Origin of the sequence: Psychrobacter sp. DAB_AL62B (assembly GCF_028895345.1) — a bacterium.
Taxonomy (GTDB): domain Bacteria; phylum Pseudomonadota; class Gammaproteobacteria; order Pseudomonadales; family Moraxellaceae; genus Psychrobacter.
In genome coordinates this window covers 25837-42108 of sequence record NZ_SAXC01000005.1, presented here as the reverse complement: position 1 = coordinate 42108, position 16272 = coordinate 25837, and the positions used below count along the sequence as shown (strand labels likewise).

Below are 16272 nucleotides of genomic sequence, written 5' to 3'. Positions count from 1 at the left end.
TTAGCGATATTTTATGGCAAATCTTTATGGCAAATTTTAATACCCACTTAAATGTCGCCTTTATGGTCAGTGGTACGCTGAGTCTAACGGTTTATAAAGCCGGATTGATTAATGATTCTGGGTTTTTGATGTGCGTGGCGCTCGGCACTATCGGTGGGTTGCTACCTGATTTGGATTCTGATAACTCAACACCGATTAAACTTGGCTTTAATATTATCTCTTTCATTTTTGCCTTTGGTTTGGTGATGCATTGGCGCAGTGAGCTGAGTTTATTGGCGCTGATAGCATTATGGCTGGCAGGCTATGGCTTTATGCGCTATGTAGTTTTCTCTATTTTTACTAATATGACGGTGCATCGCGGCGTGCTTCACTCCGTACCCTATATGGCGATACTGGGGCTGGGTCTGACCTATGTCAGCTATGACGTTTTGCATCTGCCATTAACGGCTAGCTGGTTTTACGGCTTGTTTTTATTTGGTGGCGCGCTGGTGCATTTGGCATTAGATGAGTTATATAGTGTTAATTTATCAAATATGAAAATGAAACGCTCATCAGGTACGGCGATGAAATTTTATCAACATAAAGATAAATGGTGGTATCTGCTGCTGTATGCCATCCTTGCGTTATTGGTCTATTTTGCCCCACCTTTTGAGACGTTTTGGGCGCAGCTACGCGACCCTACGCCGTGGGCACAATTAAAAGTGGGTATATTGCCCGAGATGATAGAAAAAATGCTGTATCAGCCAAAGTAAAATCTCTAAAAATTCAAAGAATACGCTTTAACCGATAAGTAGAGTACTTTATGCAACCTTCTATAAAAACCTGCCCTTGCCAAGTCCATCCGCTATTTACCCCTGTTAGCAGCGCATTAACCTATAGCAATTGCTGTCAGCCATATCATGATAACTTTTATCAGGACGGTACGGATAACGGTGAGGGCGCTCGAGCTGAAAGTGCCGAACGCCTGATGCGCACGCGTTATAGCGCGTTTGTATTGGTAAAGGCAGATTATATCGTAGCGACGACCGTGCCAGCTCAGCAAGCCTTGCTTGATATTGAGGCTATCGAGTCGTGGGCAAAACAGACGGATTGGGCAGGATTAGAAATCGTACGACATACGCCAAAGATAGGCAAGCGTCATGCGCAAGTTGAGTTTAAAGCCTATTTTAATACGCCTGATGGGTTACAGGCGCATCAAGAGTTATCTGCTTTTGTCAAAATAGCAGATAAACCTACTAATAAAAATGCACGCTGGTACTTTCTTGACCCAACAATAGCGATGACTGTGAGCCAAAAACAACCGTGTATTTGTGGAGCGGGTGAGAAATTTAAACGCTGTTGTGGGGTTTAGCTATCATAGTAGCTCAACTCCTAAACACTCGCCCCAACTGCTCTCGCAACCGCAATCCCTTCCTCAATCGTCAAAAACTTACGCTGGCTTGGACTGTCTTTAAATAAAATCTCACCATCTTGGAATATCAGGCATTCATTAACGGCTAATTGCTGCCATTTTTCATTTTCTGTCAACGGTACAGTCACTAAGATAGTCACTTTATCTTTATCGGTAGTCACATCACCAAAATTAATTGCCAAATCATCATCTGCCAATTTCGCCTCACCAAATGGCGCTTTGCGAGTCAGATAAAATAATAAGCTACCAGCGTAAGCCAGCTGCCATTTACCATTCGATATTAAGCAATTAAATAAACCATTAGCCGATAAATAACGGCATTGGGTGGTCAAAAAATTAAACAGCGTTTGGTCATCAGGGCGCGTTTTAAAGCTACTTTTAAGACGATTAACGAGATAACAAAAAGCCATTTCAGAGTCGGTTGAGCCAACCGGTTGACAATGTGAGGCGTTACCATTGTCTTGCAGTCGCTGACAGCGTTTGATAAATTCGCTATTCATCTGCCCATTGTGGGCAAATACCCATTGCTCGCCCCATACTTCACGCACAAAAGGATGGGTATTCGCCAAACAGTTTTGCCCTTGGGTCGCTTTACGAATATGGGCGATAACATTCATCGCTTTAATCGGATAATTATTAACCAAATCAGCAACTGGCGATAAATGGCTGGGGTGATTGTCATGGAATAAGCGCAGACCGGTTGAGGCGTTCTCTGCTTTGTCATTATTAGTGCATTCACTGCGCTCAAAAAATGCAATGCCAAAGCCATCTTCGTGACTGTCGGTCATGCCGCCACGGCGACGAAATCCAGCAAAGCTAAAGCCGATATCGGTTGGTGTATTACAGTTCATACCTAAGAGTTGACACATTTATAAAGTACCGCCGTTATCGTCGTCTGATTCAGGCAAACTTGCCTCGTCCGTATCAATGCTATCCAAAATACGTTGGGCCTGCGCCAAATCGGTATCTTGTACCCACAGCACAATCCCTGAATTCATACCCGGCATCGCACTCAACGGTTGTAGAGAAACCGTAATATCATTATTGCGTAGTAGATTGGCATGCAGCTCGCCTTGCATATTGGTGTCATAGCGTGCCAGTTTGTGCCAGTTATCAACTTGATCGGTCATGATAAATTCCTTTTAAATAGGTATAAATATAACTCGTTGCTATATTTTTAGTTGTTATATTTCTAATTGCAACCGAATCCTGATGACCAGTTAATTTGGTTTAACGGATAAGCATCGATATGAAATCCGTTTGGATAATCTTTAAAGCCAGGTTGTGATTTTAATTGCTCGATAGCGGCTTGCGCTTGGCGCTCAGTCGCAAATACACCGATTAACTTAAAATCTTCGACATCATTATTCTTATCATCGTCTTTGTAACGCGCATGCTCAAGTACAAAAACCGTATTTTGCACTTTTTCGACATGCGACCAATGATAAGCCGCTAAGCGTTTCATCAGGTCAGGATTTTTGACCATGATGTTATCGCCCGTACGCCCTTCGGTACGGTTGTAATGGATAACGTTTAAGCGCAGTAACCAAAAGATAACCGCTGCTTTCGCTAGCATAATAGGTAAAGCGCGTTTTTCATCATCGCCAAGTGGGCGTTTAGACTCATAGCCTTGCAAGAAAGCAGCCATTTTACTGCGATCAAAATTGACTGACTCGCCTTGCTCAGCATCACCCCACGTGGTACAAAAATCATTAATGGTAATCGCAATATCCATCACATAATGCTCAACACTGACTTCGGTAAAGTCTAATAAACCCGTAAGCCGCTCTTCACCTTTTTGCAGGTTCCATAAGGTATTGTCGGCAAACATATCTAAATGGCATAAGCCTTTTGGCAAGGTCGCCAGTGGCAAATCGGTATAAGTTTGCCAAATATCGCTCATCAGCTTGGCTTCATCACCTGGCATAAACTGCCTTTCACGGTCGCGCACTTCCGCCCACGGATACAAAGGTACGCCGTAATCTTCGGCAGGCTGTAATGCTTGTAACGTTTCATGTAACATCGCCAACGCTGCGCCAATCTCGTGACACATCGCTTGTGTGGTTTGCTCTGGGTGCGCCCCTGCTAAACAGGGTACAAGCGTAATCGCTTTATTGTCATAATGAATAACGTAGCGTTTATCAGCATCAGCGGCTAAATCAATCAATGCTAATGGCGCGGCAACCGGTAATTTACCATCCAATTGGTTTAAGATAACCGCCATCTTTTCAATATCTTCTGGTGGACGCTCTTCAAATAAAGTAAATACATAAGAGTGCGCACCATCTACATCGTCAGTCGTCTGAATAAACCAGTTTGAGTTTTTGATACCTTGGGTAATCGGTATGGCTCGCGCAAACGATACGCCAAAACGTTGGCAAAAGGTGGCAAACTGGTCATCGGTTAACTGGGTATAGACGGACATGAAATCTCACTTATGGCAATTGAATAAGAAGTTAAATAGCAGAAATTTAGGCGCTAATGACAGTAATTGTACCGCGCACGAGTAAACTTTGGCTAAAAGCATAATAATCTTGCGAAAACCTGCCTGATATGGCGGTGATTTTGCTAGACTAGCGCTTAAAGAATGAATTGATTATAAGGTGAAAGACCCTATGTTAGCAAAGCGTATCATTCCTTGTTTGGACGTTGATAACGGACGCGTGGTCAAAGGCGTGCAATTTGTCGATATTAAAGACGCTGGCGATCCAGTCGAAGTAGCAAAACGCTATAACGAACAAGGCGCTGATGAAATTACTTTTTTGGACATTACTGCCACCAATGATGAGCGCGATACTACGTATCATACGGTTGAGCGTATGGCAGAGACAGTATTTGTGCCGTTAACAGTCGGTGGCGGCGTACGTAAAATTGCCGATATTCGTAATTTGCTTAATGCTGGCGCGGATAAAGTGGCGATTAACTCAGCAGCGGTATTTACCCCTGAGTTCGTCGGTGAAGCAGCGCAAAAATTTGGTAACCAATGTATCGTTGTGGCTATCGATGCCAAACGCGTTGGTGATGTCAATGTTGATGGCATTATTATGCCACGTTGGGAGATATTTACTCACGGTGGACGTAAGCCAACCGGTATCGATGCCGTCGCTTGGGCAAGCAAAATGGCGGATCTTGGCGCAGGTGAATTACTGGTCACTTCGATGGATGGCGATGGTACTAAAAAGGGCTATGATTTAGCATTAATGAAGCAGATTACCAGCCGAGTGAATGTACCCGTTATCGCCTCAGGTGGCGTCGGTAACCTACAACATTTGGCTGAAGGTGTATTAGAGGGTGGCGTCGATGCAGTACTCGCTGCCAGTATATTTCACTTTGGTGAGTACACCGTTCAGGAAGCCAAAGCGTACATGGCAGCGCAAGGCATACAAATGCGTTTGTAAGTCGTTGGTAAAATGCAAATGCATCGGCAAAAAATGTTATCATAGCGCTAACTACTTATTATCACTTGGTTTTCGTTCATTTAAAACATAAACAATTTATAAAATGGACCAAAACAAATCATTTAGCTTAATTAATAATGCCTTAATAACCTTTCAATTAGAATAAAGGACTTTTTTATGTCGAATTTACAACAGCAACGCAATGACGTGACTCATATCGATGGCAACTTACATCAAAATGAAGACGTTCGTATTGGTATCGTCGTCGGTCGTTTTAACGGTTTTGTCGTTGAATCATTGGTTGATGGCGCGATTGATGCACTACTGCGTCATGGTGTATTGGGTAGCAACATTACCGTCATTCGCGTACCTGGTGCTTTTGAATTACCACTCGTTGCCCAGCGTGCTGCTGAATCTGACCGCTTTGACGCTATTGTTGCCTTAGGCGCGATTATCCGCGGTAGCACACCACATTTTGACTTTGTCGCAAGCGAATCAGCAAAAGGCTTAAGCGCTGTAGCTATGGACTATAATATCCCTGTTGCCAATGGCGTTTTGACCACCGACAGTATCGAGCAAGCGATTGAGCGTGCAGGAACCAAAGCCGGTAACAAAGGCTCAGAAGCAGCCATGGTTGTCCTAGAAATGCTTGCGGTACTATCACAGCTAGATATTGAAGATGACAGCACTGACGCTTAGTATTATTAACTGCTAGATAGTGTTTATTAGCTTTTAATTATTATTTAATTGCTATTTCAGCATCATTTTTATTAAGTCAGCTGGGGCTATGGTTATAATCATAGCCCTCAGTATGTAACGTTAGTATTTAATATAAGTATCTAACGCAATATCCAAAACTGACTGGCGAAACTTGCCAGCCGACTACTATTTAACATCTTATTTTAAAACTTATTATCTTAAAAATTAGGTATAGACCCCTTATGACTGACCAACTCAAGCGCGCTATTAGCGCTGCGAAAACCGCACAAACCAATGATAGAGAAGCGGAAGCCACGCGTATCGCGAGCAGCAGTGCGGGTGATCAAACCTTCGATATGAGTGAGTCTTCTTACAAGACCAGTCACACCGCTATCCGTAAGGCGCGGCGCTTTGCCATGCAAGGTCTATATGAATGGCTCGTCACTGACCGCCGCTTTGATATCGATGGCAAGCTTGGCTGGAAGGCCAATGCCCCGCATGATATCGCTGCCCGTACACGTGCCACCAATGCCATGCATACCGTACATATCGGCTATTACCATGAAATGATGCGTGATATTCCAGAACAGATTGAGGCGCTAGACGCCCTTATCAGTCAGCATCTTGACCGTGAAATCGATAAACTGGACACCGTTGAACACGCCATCTTGTTAATTGGTAGCTATGAGCTACAAAATCGCCTAGAGATACCCTATAAAGTGGTGCTTGATGAAGCGATGAAATTGAATAATCATTTTGGTGCCACTGATGCGCATAAACTGATTAATGCGGTACTGGATAGAATGGCGATTGAGCTACGCGATATAGAAGTACAAGCCGATACCAAAGCCAATCTACGTACCTCTCAAAAATCGGCTATTAAGCAAGCTGCTGTACCTACTGCTACTCAAGTAGAAACAACTGAAAATGCTGTCGATACTGATAATAACAGTCAACCAACTGCTTCAAGTAAAAAACGTATCAGTGCCAATAATGCCAGCGTTAAACGTAATAGCGCCAGTAAAGCCAGTGCAAATATTAGTGATTATAAAGCCAGTAAACAGAGCGACGCTCAAAGCACGGTTGAAGAAACTATTATTAAACCAGCCAGCATTGAACCAGTTATCGCAGATAAAGCGAATGAGATTGCAGCTAGTGTAGAGAATACCGTCAATGATAAGCCTGTAGAAGAAAATATAGTTGACAGCAATGACAGCAATGACAGCAATGACAGCAATGACAGCAATGACAGCAATGACAGCAATGACAGCAATGACAGCAATGACAGCAATGATAATGTTACAGCAGAGGTCGACTTACTTGACTCGAATAGCGCTAGTATTGATATAAAAAATGTTGATATAAAAGGCGTTGATATAAACAATATTGATGTAAAACAAGCTGAATCAGAAAGCGTTGAATTAAACGATGCTGATACAAAAAGCCAAGACTAGCCATGAATGAATTTGAGCTGATTGAGCGTATATTTGTACAGATGCAATCTGCACAGTCATTGTCCAATGATGTCGAAAAAGGCATCGGTGATGATGCGGCAGTGATGGTATTGCCTATAGGGTCGCGCTTAGTCAGCTGCATTGATACGCTCGTTCAAGGTCGACACTTTAGCGCCGATTGGGAACAAGTTAATAAACTGGCATTTGCCATTGGTTATAAAGCCGTCGCCGTTAATGTCTCGGATATTGCCGCCATGGGCGCAACACCACATAGTATTTTACTGGCGTTAGCGTTACCTAAACGCCTTGCCAATGAAAAGTGGCTGACTGAATTTGCCAAAGGTCTATTTCATGCCTGTCAGTTATTTGGCGTGGCTTTGATAGGTGGTGATACCACGCGCAGTGATAGTTTGATACTGAGTGTCAGCGCCCAAGGACTGCTTGCCGCAGACACACCAGCCGTCTATCGCTCAGGGGCACAAGTCGGTGATAAAATCTATGTCTCAGGGTCACTTGGCGATGCCGCTTATGCGCTAAAGTACCCTGAAATTGCTGTAGGTATCGAACTAGCGCATCGTCTACATATGCCGACCCCACGTATTGCATTAGGTGCAGCATTGGCAAAAATAGGGGCAACTGCGATGATAGATATCTCTGATGGTCTGTATCAAGATCTTGGACATATCTGCCAACAAAGCCGCGTGTCTATGCGCTTGAATCTTGAGCAGCTACCTACTAGCAAGCCATTAGCCACCGTTGATTTATCTGAGCGCTTGTTATATCAGCTGGCTGGTGGTGATGATTATGAGCTGGCTTTTACCTTGCCTGCTGATATCGAGCCGCCTGTTAGTAATAATACGCCTGTGACTTATATTGGTGATGTGATTGCCTTGATTGATAATAAAGATAGCAGTATAGATAATGTGACGTATCGATGTCCTGAGCTTTATTATCAAGGACAGCCGGTAACACCAACCCATCCAGCACCGTTTTCTATTTGGCCTAATCTTACTGGTTACCAACATTTTGCAGGTTAACCCATGACCGATCACGACCTAGTTAAGCCCGATATCCGTAAAGCCAATGACTGCCCTCCTCTGCCAGTCAATGCCAGTATATTTGACCGCGCGGTTTATTGGCTCGGTCTCGGCTTGGGCAGTGGTTTACCGCGCCGTGCGCCCGGTACTTGGGGCACAGTTGGTGGCTTAATCGTCGCGATACCCCTGCTGAGCTTGGGTTTTGTGCCGTTTTTGATTATCACACTTTTATCCTGCATCGTTGGCATCTGGATATGTGGTCGTACCTCAGATCTGATGGGTGGTCATGATGATCCCCATATTGTCTGGGATGAGTGGGCAGGTATGTGGATTACCCTATTGCCTTTGTCTTATATGGGCATTGCTAATGCAAGTTTTTGGCAAAATATCTCGCAACCTTTTTCTGTCGCTGCTCTGATTATTGCTTTTATACTCTTTCGCTTTTTTGACATCATTAAGCCACCACCGATTGGCTGGGCGGATAAAAAAGTTGCTGGGGGTCTTGGTATCATGCTGGACGATATTATCGCAGGTATTATGGCGGCGGCAGTTTGGGTTATTATTTATAATATAATCTTTTACTTTGTAGATTAGCAGCGCATTTGTTTTATTTTTTAACCAGATACTTTTAACCAAATCGTTTTCATCATTTAGCATTGCTGTTAGCGATAGCTGAATTACAAAGAGGTCACGACATAGCGTTTTAGTTAAATAGCAATTTACGCTATAATTCCAAATTATATTTTGTTACATTTGTAGGGCTATTATGACATCTCCTCTTTCGGTAATTATCCTCGCTGCTGGTAAAGGCACGCGTATGCAGTCGGCTAAGCCAAAAGTGCTACAGACACTAGCTGGCAAGTCATTGCTCGGTCACGTATTAGACACTTGCCATCAATTGACGGTTGATGACACCATCATTGTTTATGGTTTTGGCGGCGAGCAAGTACAAGATCATATTGCTCATCAATACGCACATCTGCCCATTACTTGGGTCGCCCAAACTGAGCAGTTAGGTACCGGACATGCGGTCAAAGTGACTCTATCTGAACTACCGAAAGACGGACAAAGCCTCATTCTGTACGGCGACGTGCCATTGGTTAGCTGTCAAACTTTAGCGACACTACAGGCTGCCAATACTGACGGTATGTCTATGTTGACGCTAACGGTAAACAATCCATTTGGACTCGGTCGTATTAAACGTGACCAAGCGGGTAATATTGAAGCCATTGTCGAGCAAAAAGATGCCACTAGCGATGAGCAAAAAATTCAAGAGATTAATAGTGGAATTTACTGCGTAGACAATGCTCTGCTACACAAGTTTTTACCCAAGCTATCTAATGATAATGCACAACAAGAATATTATCTGACTGATATTGTCAAAATGGCGGTTGCTGATGGCATCACTATTGCGGCGATTGAGCCTGAGCATACCTTTGAGATTGAAGGCGTCAATAACCGCCAACAACTTGCCAGCTTAGAGCGCACATGGCAGGGTAAACTGGTCGCTGATTTACAAGAAGCGGGTGTCCAGTTTGCTGATCCCACTCGTGTTGATATCCGTGGTACATTGAGCGCAGGTCAGGACGTGTTTGTCGATGTCGGTGTGGTGTTCGAAGGCGACTGTACGTTGGGTGACAACGTTTATATCGAAGCCGGTTGTGTCATCAAAAATGCCCAGATTGGCAACGCTTGTCATATCAAACCTTATTGTGTGATTGATAAAGCGACAGTCGGTGCAGGCGTAGATATTGGTCCTTTTGCGCATTTGCGTCCTGAAACCATATTATCTGACAACAGCAAAGTCGGTAATTTTGTTGAGATTAAAAAATCAACTATCGGTCACGGTAGCAAGGTTAATCATCTAAGCTACATTGGTGATGCAACGATTGGTACTGGTGTCAACGTTGGTGCTGGTGTGATTACTTGCAATTACGATGGTGTCAATAAATCACAAACCATCATTGAAGATAATGCCTTTATTGGCTCTAACTCAAGTTTAGTAGCGCCAGTGACGATTGGTGATACCGCTACTGTGGCAGCCGGTTCAGTGATTACTAAAGACGTCGATGCTAATGCACTAGCCTTTGGTCGTGCGCGCCAAACACAGAAAAATGACTTTCAGCGTCCGACTAAAAAATAAAGGCTACCTTGACAGCTAGTTCGATAAAGCGACCTAAAGCAAAACTGAGCAGTACGACAATTATTTGTGGTGCTGCTTATTTATATTTACAGATTGATCATATATCGGCATTTTTCAAAGTATTACAGTATAAAAACATCGAATTTAAGGAATAGTTATGTGTGGAATCGTTGGAGCAGTAGCTGAGCGTAATATCGCCAATATCTTACTTGAGGGACTCAAGCGTCTGGAATATCGAGGTTATGATTCTGCCGGTCTGACTGTCATTCGTGATGGCGAGCTCCATCGTGAGCGCCAAGTGGGTAAAGTTCAGGCGTTAGTCGATGCCGTTGCAGTAAACCCAGAGTTTTTTGATGGTCATATTGGTATTGCGCATACACGTTGGGCGACTCACGGAGAACCTGCTCAGCGTAACGCGCATCCGCATGTATCCGGCAAAATCGCGGTGGTACATAATGGTATCGTAGAGAACTATGCCGAGCTGAAAGAAGATTTGATTGCCAAAGGTTACGTGTTCACCTCGCAAACCGATACTGAAGTCGTCGCTCATCTCATTAATGACATCTATAAACAAACGCCTGACTTACTAGAAGCCGTTCGCGCTGTCATTCCCCTATTACATGGCGCATTTGCCCTTGGTGTTATCCATGTTGATTGCCCAGAAGAGCTCATTACAGTACGTTTAGGCTCTCCTTTGGTGATTGGTGTAGGAATTGGCGAAAACTTTATCGCCTCCGATCAATTAGCCCTGTTACCAGTCACTAATCGCTTTATGTATCTTGAAGAAGGCGATATTGCCAAATTGACGCGTAATCGTATTCAGATTTATGCTGATGGTGTCGAGGTTACACGTCAAATACATGAAATTGACGCCGCACAGCACAATGCGGACAAAGGCGAATTTAAACATTATATGCTTAAGGAAATTTACGAGCAGCCAGATGCGGTCGCTCGTACTATCGAGATGGCATTAGATAGCGATGAGCCCTCTAAACTGCGCGATGATTTTTTGCAACGTCATGAAACACAATTAAAAGGTATTAAGCACGTACAAGTGATCGCTTGTGGTACCAGCTATCATTCAGGTCTGGTCGCAAAATATTGGTTTGAGAGTCTTATCCGTGTACCTTGTTCAGTTGAAGTTGCCAGTGAGTTCCGTTATCGCAATCCAGTCGTGATCGATAACTCCTTAGTGATTTGTATTTCTCAATCGGGTGAAACTGCTGACACTTTATCTGCGCTACGTGACATTCAAAAACAGTCGCCTGTCGGGCTGGTTAGTTTGGCATTATGTAATGTGCCGACCTCATCATTGGTACGTGAAACAGATATATTTTTACCAACGCTTGCGGGTCCCGAGATTGGCGTGGCGTCTACCAAAGCCTTTACCACTCAGCTCGCTGCCTTGATGTTATTGTTATTAAAGGTAGGCATCACCCAACAGCGCATGACTGACGAAAACTTGAGTACGCTGATTGGTGAGTTACAACAGCTACCCAATCAGCTCCATGCCAGCTTACGCTTAGACGCGCCTATCAAGGTCATGAGTGAGCATTTTGAATACAAAAAGAGCTGCTTGTTCCTAGGTCGTGGTTTACAGTTCCCAATCGCATTAGAAGGCGCATTAAAGCTTAAAGAAATCTCTTATATTCACGCCGAAGGCTATGCGGCAGGCGAGCTTAAGCATGGACCATTAGCTTTGGTGGATAAAGACATGCCTATCGTGGTGCTAGCACCTAAAGACAGTATGTTTGATAAGCTAAAAGCCAATATGCAAGAAGTGCATGCACGTCATGGTGAGCTTTTTGTATTTGCGAGCGAATCCAGTCAAATGGTCGCCGAAGATAGATTGCACGTGGTCTATGTGCCTGATGTTTGCGAGACGCTTGCACCGATTGTTTATAGCGTGCCAGTACAGTTGTTGTCATACCATGTGGCAGTGATGCGCGGCACAGACGTCGATCAGCCACGTAACTTGGCAAAATCAGTCACGGTGGAATAATGTTTACTTTTATTTAATGAAAATTTGTCATTGAGTAATTACTTATCATACTGAATCCTTCGCCATCTTCTATAACTGAGGGCGAAGGATTTTTTTATGAGCAGTAAAAACTGAAACGGCCAAATTAAACTTATTTACCATAATCACCGTTATGGGAATAAGATAAAAGTTATCAATGTGAAAGGCCAGCTTAATCTTTAGATTAAGCTGGGATTGGCTCGCGGTTTTTATTGAAAAATATTCTTAGTAATTATTGTGGGTAATTATGAGTCCAACCCTCTGCTATAATTTCCTTAACCGCTTGATCATAATGCTCTGGTAATAAATTATTTCTGTAGTAAATACTGTCTATGAGCTCTTCTGTAGTTAACCCACCTTTTAAACTATTAATCATTCTCTGATACGGCTCGCGAACTTCAGGCCATGACAACTCATCGCCCAGTACTCGACCAACATAAGTCATCATATAACTTTGAAAGGAAAAAGGCTTCTCTATTTTACCCTGTATAGCTAGACGGTATATAGGCTCGAAGGCTTCTAATACTGGTTTAATAACTTGTGTTTCCTTACTTACAGCTTTACTCACATCTTCGTCTGTCCATTGATCACGATATGTAGAGAAAGCCCCTATAATACCTTCTCTTGATTTCCAATTTATCAGCGCCGTTTTAAACTTAATGGCAGATTGCTCTATTTCTGGTTTATTCATATTAAATGTTGTCATGTTATTTCACCTCTATGACGATATAGAAATAAGCATGGTTCCCTAGTGAGGACTTGGATCTTCGGCTGTGGGCTAGTGATAGCTAGGTTTTAGCTCAATGAAACAGTCGCAGTGTACTTCATGGTGTACTTACCACACATATTCTATTCGTGATCGATGCGCTGTACAGGCATCGAACGTATTTCAACAACGGGTGTTAGGTTAATTCACTACTTACCTAAGTAAATCAGCTATTGATGTTACAAAAGCAGAACTCAGTCAATCTTTTTCGCAGATGAACCAAAGTGAGTTCCTATTCTTACCAACCTATTTTTTAGACAGTGTTCTGGTGCTTCAGATTTGAATGAACTTCTTGCAGCCTCAATTTCCTCTTCTCCGTAAAGTATGACACCATTTGTAGAAATAACATCACCAACTCTGAAAACTCTATTCTCTATATAAAGAATGTCTGTCCCTTTATCCCATCTCGATATACCCTCTGGTAGAATTGGCGTAATTAGTACAGTTCTAGCTGGAGCTTGAATTAATAGACATCCATTATCTACTACTAGAATTCCTGAAACACCAGAGTCTACTTGAGGTAAGCGTGGATCAAATTCATAGGTAAATATTTCTCCAGAATTCAAGTGACCTTTAGGGATTGAATTTGCGTCTTTGGTACTAGCAGTTGTTGCACACCCTGAAATAACAATAGTTCCAACTAATAATAGGATTGACTTCATATTCATATTTTATGCACCTTTTAGACTGACTTTCCAAAATAAGAAACCCAATTTTAACAATAATTCAATTAATTTCTTTGAGTATACCTATGGCGAACTAATCAGGTGCTTTCACTGGTTTGGTTCCCTATACAGGCATCGAACCATAGGCTATATTCCAGTACTTTTTCGTCTACTCTATTAACTTAGACAACCTTATTAACCATTTCGATCAGTCGCTACAGATGGCAGCTAGTTGCGAATACTAAAATAGAGCAAATAAAATGATTAGAGCAAGAAGTAAGTTGAATAACCAATTTTTGTATATTTATCAAACTTATTTGCAGACCAACCCTGAGAATGAAGTAGTTTGGCATTATTTATGTAGTGAAAATATAGGTTATGGTTTAAGAGTATATTATTCCAATGAAATAGATAATATGGAAGTCACTAATCAATGTTGTGGTGAAAATATAGATATATCTAAAAAATATATGCACCCTATTTTAAAAGCAATTTTAGACAGTGATTGGGAGCTATACAATGACATCGTAGAAGGAGATCAAGAGTCTTGGCTGGTTTTTGAAAAACTATTAGGTCACAGACCCTAATGAATCATTTACTAGATAAAACCTAAAAACCGGTGAGTAGCTAAAAATATAGTATTGAAAGAATTGTGAATAATGCCAAATATTTACATATTAGAGTATACCCCAAGGGAACCAGTCATTTCGCCCCTTAAACCTATTAATAGACTACTTAAAACAGACTGGTATAATGGAACCACTTATAACAGACTGCTAATCTAGCTGACCTTATTATTCTAATATTAAAGCTTTGAGCAAATAGCAGTATGTTAAATACATATTATTAAAGGATCTTCATACCTCTTATAGGGCTCCTTAAAGCGACAATAGCACTGAGTTCATGAGTGTATTCTACATACTATTAAATGAATATTACTTGAGATGATGGCAGCTATTGCTAAGAAAGATTATAAGGTTTGGCGGCAGGAAGATACTAATAAAGTAGCTTAAGATTGTCGTCCGTTTGCTTAATACAAACTATAGCTATTTATACATCCTAAAATGCTCGCGCTACATGATAGGCTTGATGTGTAAAAATCTGAAAAACTTAGCTAATTCAGTAAACAGTTTCCAAGAATATAGTTACTCAACCTTGATTATAACCATCTCTCATATAATTAAGTCATGTCAAGGAAATAGGAGTGAAACAGAGCCATATTGAAGATAATGAAAGTAATTCAGAATTTTCAAAAAATGTAAAAGTGAGCCAAGAAGAGATCGCCAAGCGGCGCATTCTTTACAAGCACGTTCTCGGTAGTATTGGAGTTGGCGATAGCCCGATTAATCCAAACACTCGTCATATATTTAATGACTTTGTTGAAGGAAGAATTGCCACTACTGAAGAAGTAAGAGAGAAACTAATTAAGTATTACTCACAAATTGAAAATGAGTAAATGACTGAGAATTGAGCTATGCTGAAGAAACCTTAGAAAAGTATTTGGTAAATAAAATAATCTATAAGAATACTTATATCACGAATAAAATAACCAAATGTAGCACAGCGTTTAAAATAAAAGCCATCAATAATATAGAAACATCAGTATGATAGCTAATTACTAGATATTAAGCTCAATAGGTGAGATTAACTAAACCAGTATGATAGGTATTTATTATCAGCCATTTACAGATTCTATATTTATCAATGACTTAGAATACTCTTAGTATGATACTGAATCCTTCGCCATCTTGTATAACTGAGGGCGAAGGATTTTTTTATGAGCAGTAATATTTATAACCAATCAAAGCAGCCCTTTATAAAGAAAGTAACATCCTACGACGGTTAATAAAACAGCAAAACATTTCTTCAACAGCTCTGGCGATAGTATATGAGCGACTTTTGCACCTAGCTTAGCAGTGAAAAAACTCATAATGCTAATCCCTAAAAAGGCATAAATGTGCACAAAGCCAATCGTATTGGGGACGTTTATATCCTCCTGCATCCCAAAAATCATAAACCCTAAAGCGCCAGCAATGGCGATAGGCAAACCACACGCCGCTGAGGTGCCAACTGCTTTTTGCATGACCACCCCATAACGCGTGAGATAAGGTACTGTTAAGCTGCCGCCGCCGATACCAAAAATGGCAGAAGCGATACCGATAATTCCACCTGCTGCTAATTGCTTAGGTTTTGAAGGAAGTACTGTATTAGCATTGCTAGTATCACCAGCATTGGTAGCATTGCTATCTACCGTCTTTTTGCCACCCATAAACATCTTATAGGCGACCCACAACAAAAATACACCAACAATGAGCTGAAGATACAGCCCAGATATCTGTCCTGCAATGCCTGCCCCTAAAAAACAACCAATCGCTAAGCCTGGTGCCAGATTTTTAAAAACAGGCCACATAACTGCGCCCTTTTTATTGTGTGCCATCAACGAGCTGATAGACGTGACAATAATGGTCGCCAGTGACGTACCTAGTGCCAGATGCATAATAACGTCAGCAGGGTAATCCATTTGAGTAAAGACGATAAATAGTAGTGGTACGATAATCGTTCCACCGCCCACACCGAATAGCCCCGCCGCAAATCCTGCTAGAGCGCCTATTATTAAGAAAATGATTAGTTCCACAGGATATTTACTTCTCGGTTAAATGATTGGTTAAAGGGTTATGT

At 41.9% G+C, this 16272-nt stretch carries 17 protein-coding genes; 11 read left to right on the top strand and 6 right to left on the bottom strand.

Going from position 1 to position 16272, the window contains the following annotated elements; all coding sequences use genetic code 11:
- The first annotated feature begins 26 nt into the window (after positions 1-26).
- Both EPB74_RS08335 and EPB74_RS08330 read left to right on the top strand, forming a co-directional pair.
- Entirely contained in the window at positions 27-752 is a 726-nt protein-coding gene (locus EPB74_RS08335) for a metal-dependent hydrolase (protein WP_274903798.1), read from the top strand.
- 50 nt (positions 753-802) lie between these two features.
- The gene (locus tag EPB74_RS08330; protein WP_274903797.1) at positions 803-1351 is read left to right on the top strand and encodes a YchJ family protein; all 549 of its coding nucleotides are present in this window, start codon (positions 803-805) and stop codon (positions 1349-1351) included.
- A gap of 20 nt (positions 1352-1371) precedes the next feature.
- On the opposite strand, the gene EPB74_RS08325 is transcribed toward EPB74_RS08330, so the two are convergent.
- The 3 genes from EPB74_RS08325 to EPB74_RS08315 all read right to left on the bottom strand — a co-directional run bounded on the left by EPB74_RS08325 (position 1372) and on the right by EPB74_RS08315 (position 3836).
- Positions 1372-2280, bottom strand: coding sequence for a class II glutamine amidotransferase (locus EPB74_RS08325; protein WP_079692864.1), 909 nt, complete (start codon positions 2278-2280; stop codon positions 1372-1374).
- On the bottom strand, positions 2281-2541 hold the full coding sequence (locus tag EPB74_RS08320) for a DUF2007 domain-containing protein (RefSeq protein WP_089556036.1): 261 nt from the start codon (positions 2539-2541) through the stop codon (positions 2281-2283).
- Positions 2542-2603: 62 nt separating this feature from the next.
- On the bottom strand, positions 2604-3836 hold the full coding sequence (locus EPB74_RS08315; RefSeq protein WP_274903796.1) for a homoserine kinase: 1233 nt from the start codon (positions 3834-3836) through the stop codon (positions 2604-2606).
- Between the two features lie 190 nt (positions 3837-4026).
- Between EPB74_RS08315 and hisF the strand changes: the two genes are divergently transcribed.
- The 7 genes from hisF to glmS all read left to right on the top strand — a co-directional run bounded on the left by hisF (position 4027) and on the right by glmS (position 12144).
- Positions 4027-4809 carry an imidazole glycerol phosphate synthase subunit HisF gene (gene hisF, locus EPB74_RS08310; protein WP_274903795.1) on the top strand — a complete coding sequence of 261 codons (783 nt, stop codon included), beginning with the start codon at positions 4027-4029 and terminating at the stop codon, positions 4807-4809.
- Between the two features lie 177 nt (positions 4810-4986).
- The gene (ribH, locus tag EPB74_RS08305; protein WP_079692868.1) at positions 4987-5508 is read left to right on the top strand and encodes a 6,7-dimethyl-8-ribityllumazine synthase; all 522 of its coding nucleotides are present in this window, start codon (positions 4987-4989) and stop codon (positions 5506-5508) included.
- Positions 5509-5750: 242 nt separating this feature from the next.
- Complete coding sequence (gene nusB, locus EPB74_RS08300; RefSeq protein ID WP_274903794.1) at positions 5751-6962, top strand: transcription antitermination factor NusB; 1212 nt, start codon at positions 5751-5753, stop codon at positions 6960-6962.
- A gap of 2 nt (positions 6963-6964) precedes the next feature.
- Positions 6965-7999: a thiamine-phosphate kinase gene (thiL, locus tag EPB74_RS08295; protein ID WP_274903793.1), complete on the top strand. Its 1035-nt coding sequence runs from the start codon at positions 6965-6967 to the stop codon at positions 7997-7999.
- A 3-nt stretch (positions 8000-8002) separates the two neighbouring features.
- Positions 8003-8593, top strand: coding sequence for a phosphatidylglycerophosphatase A family protein (locus EPB74_RS08290; protein ID WP_274903792.1), 591 nt, complete (start codon positions 8003-8005; stop codon positions 8591-8593).
- Positions 8594-8765: 172 nt separating this feature from the next.
- Positions 8766-10142, top strand: coding sequence for a bifunctional UDP-N-acetylglucosamine diphosphorylase/glucosamine-1-phosphate N-acetyltransferase GlmU (glmU, locus tag EPB74_RS08285; protein WP_274903791.1), 1377 nt, complete (start codon positions 8766-8768; stop codon positions 10140-10142).
- A 157-nt stretch (positions 10143-10299) separates the two neighbouring features.
- A complete protein-coding gene (gene glmS, locus EPB74_RS08280) occupies positions 10300-12144 on the top strand; it encodes a glutamine--fructose-6-phosphate transaminase (isomerizing) (RefSeq protein ID WP_274903790.1) in 1845 nt (614 codons plus the stop codon).
- A gap of 250 nt (positions 12145-12394) precedes the next feature.
- Here the strand turns inward: glmS and EPB74_RS08275 are convergent, their stop codons facing one another.
- Positions 12395-12868 (bottom strand): hypothetical protein, encoded by a 474-nt coding sequence (locus tag EPB74_RS08275; RefSeq protein WP_274903789.1) that lies wholly within the window; start codon positions 12866-12868, stop codon positions 12395-12397.
- Positions 12869-13122: 254 nt separating this feature from the next.
- Positions 13123-13596: a hypothetical protein gene (locus tag EPB74_RS08270; protein WP_274903788.1), complete on the bottom strand. Its 474-nt coding sequence runs from the start codon at positions 13594-13596 to the stop codon at positions 13123-13125.
- 257 nt (positions 13597-13853) lie between these two features.
- Here EPB74_RS08270 and EPB74_RS08265 point away from each other — a divergent pair, with 257 nt between their 5' ends.
- Both EPB74_RS08265 and EPB74_RS08260 read left to right on the top strand, forming a co-directional pair.
- Positions 13854-14180 (top strand): hypothetical protein, encoded by a 327-nt coding sequence (locus EPB74_RS08265; protein ID WP_274903787.1) that lies wholly within the window; start codon positions 13854-13856, stop codon positions 14178-14180.
- A 617-nt stretch (positions 14181-14797) separates the two neighbouring features.
- The gene (locus tag EPB74_RS08260) at positions 14798-15049 is read left to right on the top strand and encodes a hypothetical protein (protein WP_274903786.1); all 252 of its coding nucleotides are present in this window, start codon (positions 14798-14800) and stop codon (positions 15047-15049) included.
- A 345-nt stretch (positions 15050-15394) separates the two neighbouring features.
- Here EPB74_RS08260 and EPB74_RS08255 read toward each other — a convergent pair whose 3' ends face one another.
- On the bottom strand, positions 15395-16228 hold the full coding sequence (locus EPB74_RS08255) for a sulfite exporter TauE/SafE family protein (RefSeq protein ID WP_274903785.1): 834 nt from the start codon (positions 16226-16228) through the stop codon (positions 15395-15397).
- Between the last annotated feature and the right edge of the window lie 44 nt (positions 16229-16272).

What these genes read in the sequence shown, in the direction of transcription:
- EPB74_RS08320 (WP_089556036.1), bottom strand. Translation starts at nt 2,541, where the DNA reads ATGACCGATCAAGTTGATAACTGGCACAAACTGGCACGCTATGACACC.
- EPB74_RS08325 (WP_079692864.1), bottom strand. Translation starts at nt 2,280, where the DNA reads ATGTGTCAACTCTTAGGTATGAACTGTAATACACCAACCGATATCGGC.
- nusB (WP_274903794.1), top strand. Translation starts at nt 5,751, where the DNA reads ATGACTGACCAACTCAAGCGCGCTATTAGCGCTGCGAAAACCGCACAA.
- EPB74_RS08265 (WP_274903787.1), top strand. Translation starts at nt 13,854, where the DNA reads ATGATTAGAGCAAGAAGTAAGTTGAATAACCAATTTTTGTATATTTAT.
- EPB74_RS08275 (WP_274903789.1), bottom strand. Translation starts at nt 12,868, where the DNA reads ATGACAACATTTAATATGAATAAACCAGAAATAGAGCAATCTGCCATT.
- glmU (WP_274903791.1), top strand. Translation starts at nt 8,766, where the DNA reads ATGACATCTCCTCTTTCGGTAATTATCCTCGCTGCTGGTAAAGGCACG.
- ribH (WP_079692868.1), top strand. Translation starts at nt 4,987, where the DNA reads ATGTCGAATTTACAACAGCAACGCAATGACGTGACTCATATCGATGGC.
- thiL (WP_274903793.1), top strand. Translation starts at nt 6,965, where the DNA reads ATGAATGAATTTGAGCTGATTGAGCGTATATTTGTACAGATGCAATCT.
- EPB74_RS08330 (WP_274903797.1), top strand. Translation starts at nt 803, where the DNA reads ATGCAACCTTCTATAAAAACCTGCCCTTGCCAAGTCCATCCGCTATTT.
- EPB74_RS08335 (WP_274903798.1), top strand. Translation starts at nt 27, where the DNA reads ATGGCAAATTTTAATACCCACTTAAATGTCGCCTTTATGGTCAGTGGT.
- hisF (WP_274903795.1), top strand. Translation starts at nt 4,027, where the DNA reads ATGTTAGCAAAGCGTATCATTCCTTGTTTGGACGTTGATAACGGACGC.
- EPB74_RS08315 (WP_274903796.1), bottom strand. Translation starts at nt 3,836, where the DNA reads ATGTCCGTCTATACCCAGTTAACCGATGACCAGTTTGCCACCTTTTGC.
- glmS (WP_274903790.1), top strand. Translation starts at nt 10,300, where the DNA reads ATGTGTGGAATCGTTGGAGCAGTAGCTGAGCGTAATATCGCCAATATC.
- EPB74_RS08270 (WP_274903788.1), bottom strand. Translation starts at nt 13,596, where the DNA reads ATGAATATGAAGTCAATCCTATTATTAGTTGGAACTATTGTTATTTCA.
- EPB74_RS08290 (WP_274903792.1), top strand. Translation starts at nt 8,003, where the DNA reads ATGACCGATCACGACCTAGTTAAGCCCGATATCCGTAAAGCCAATGAC.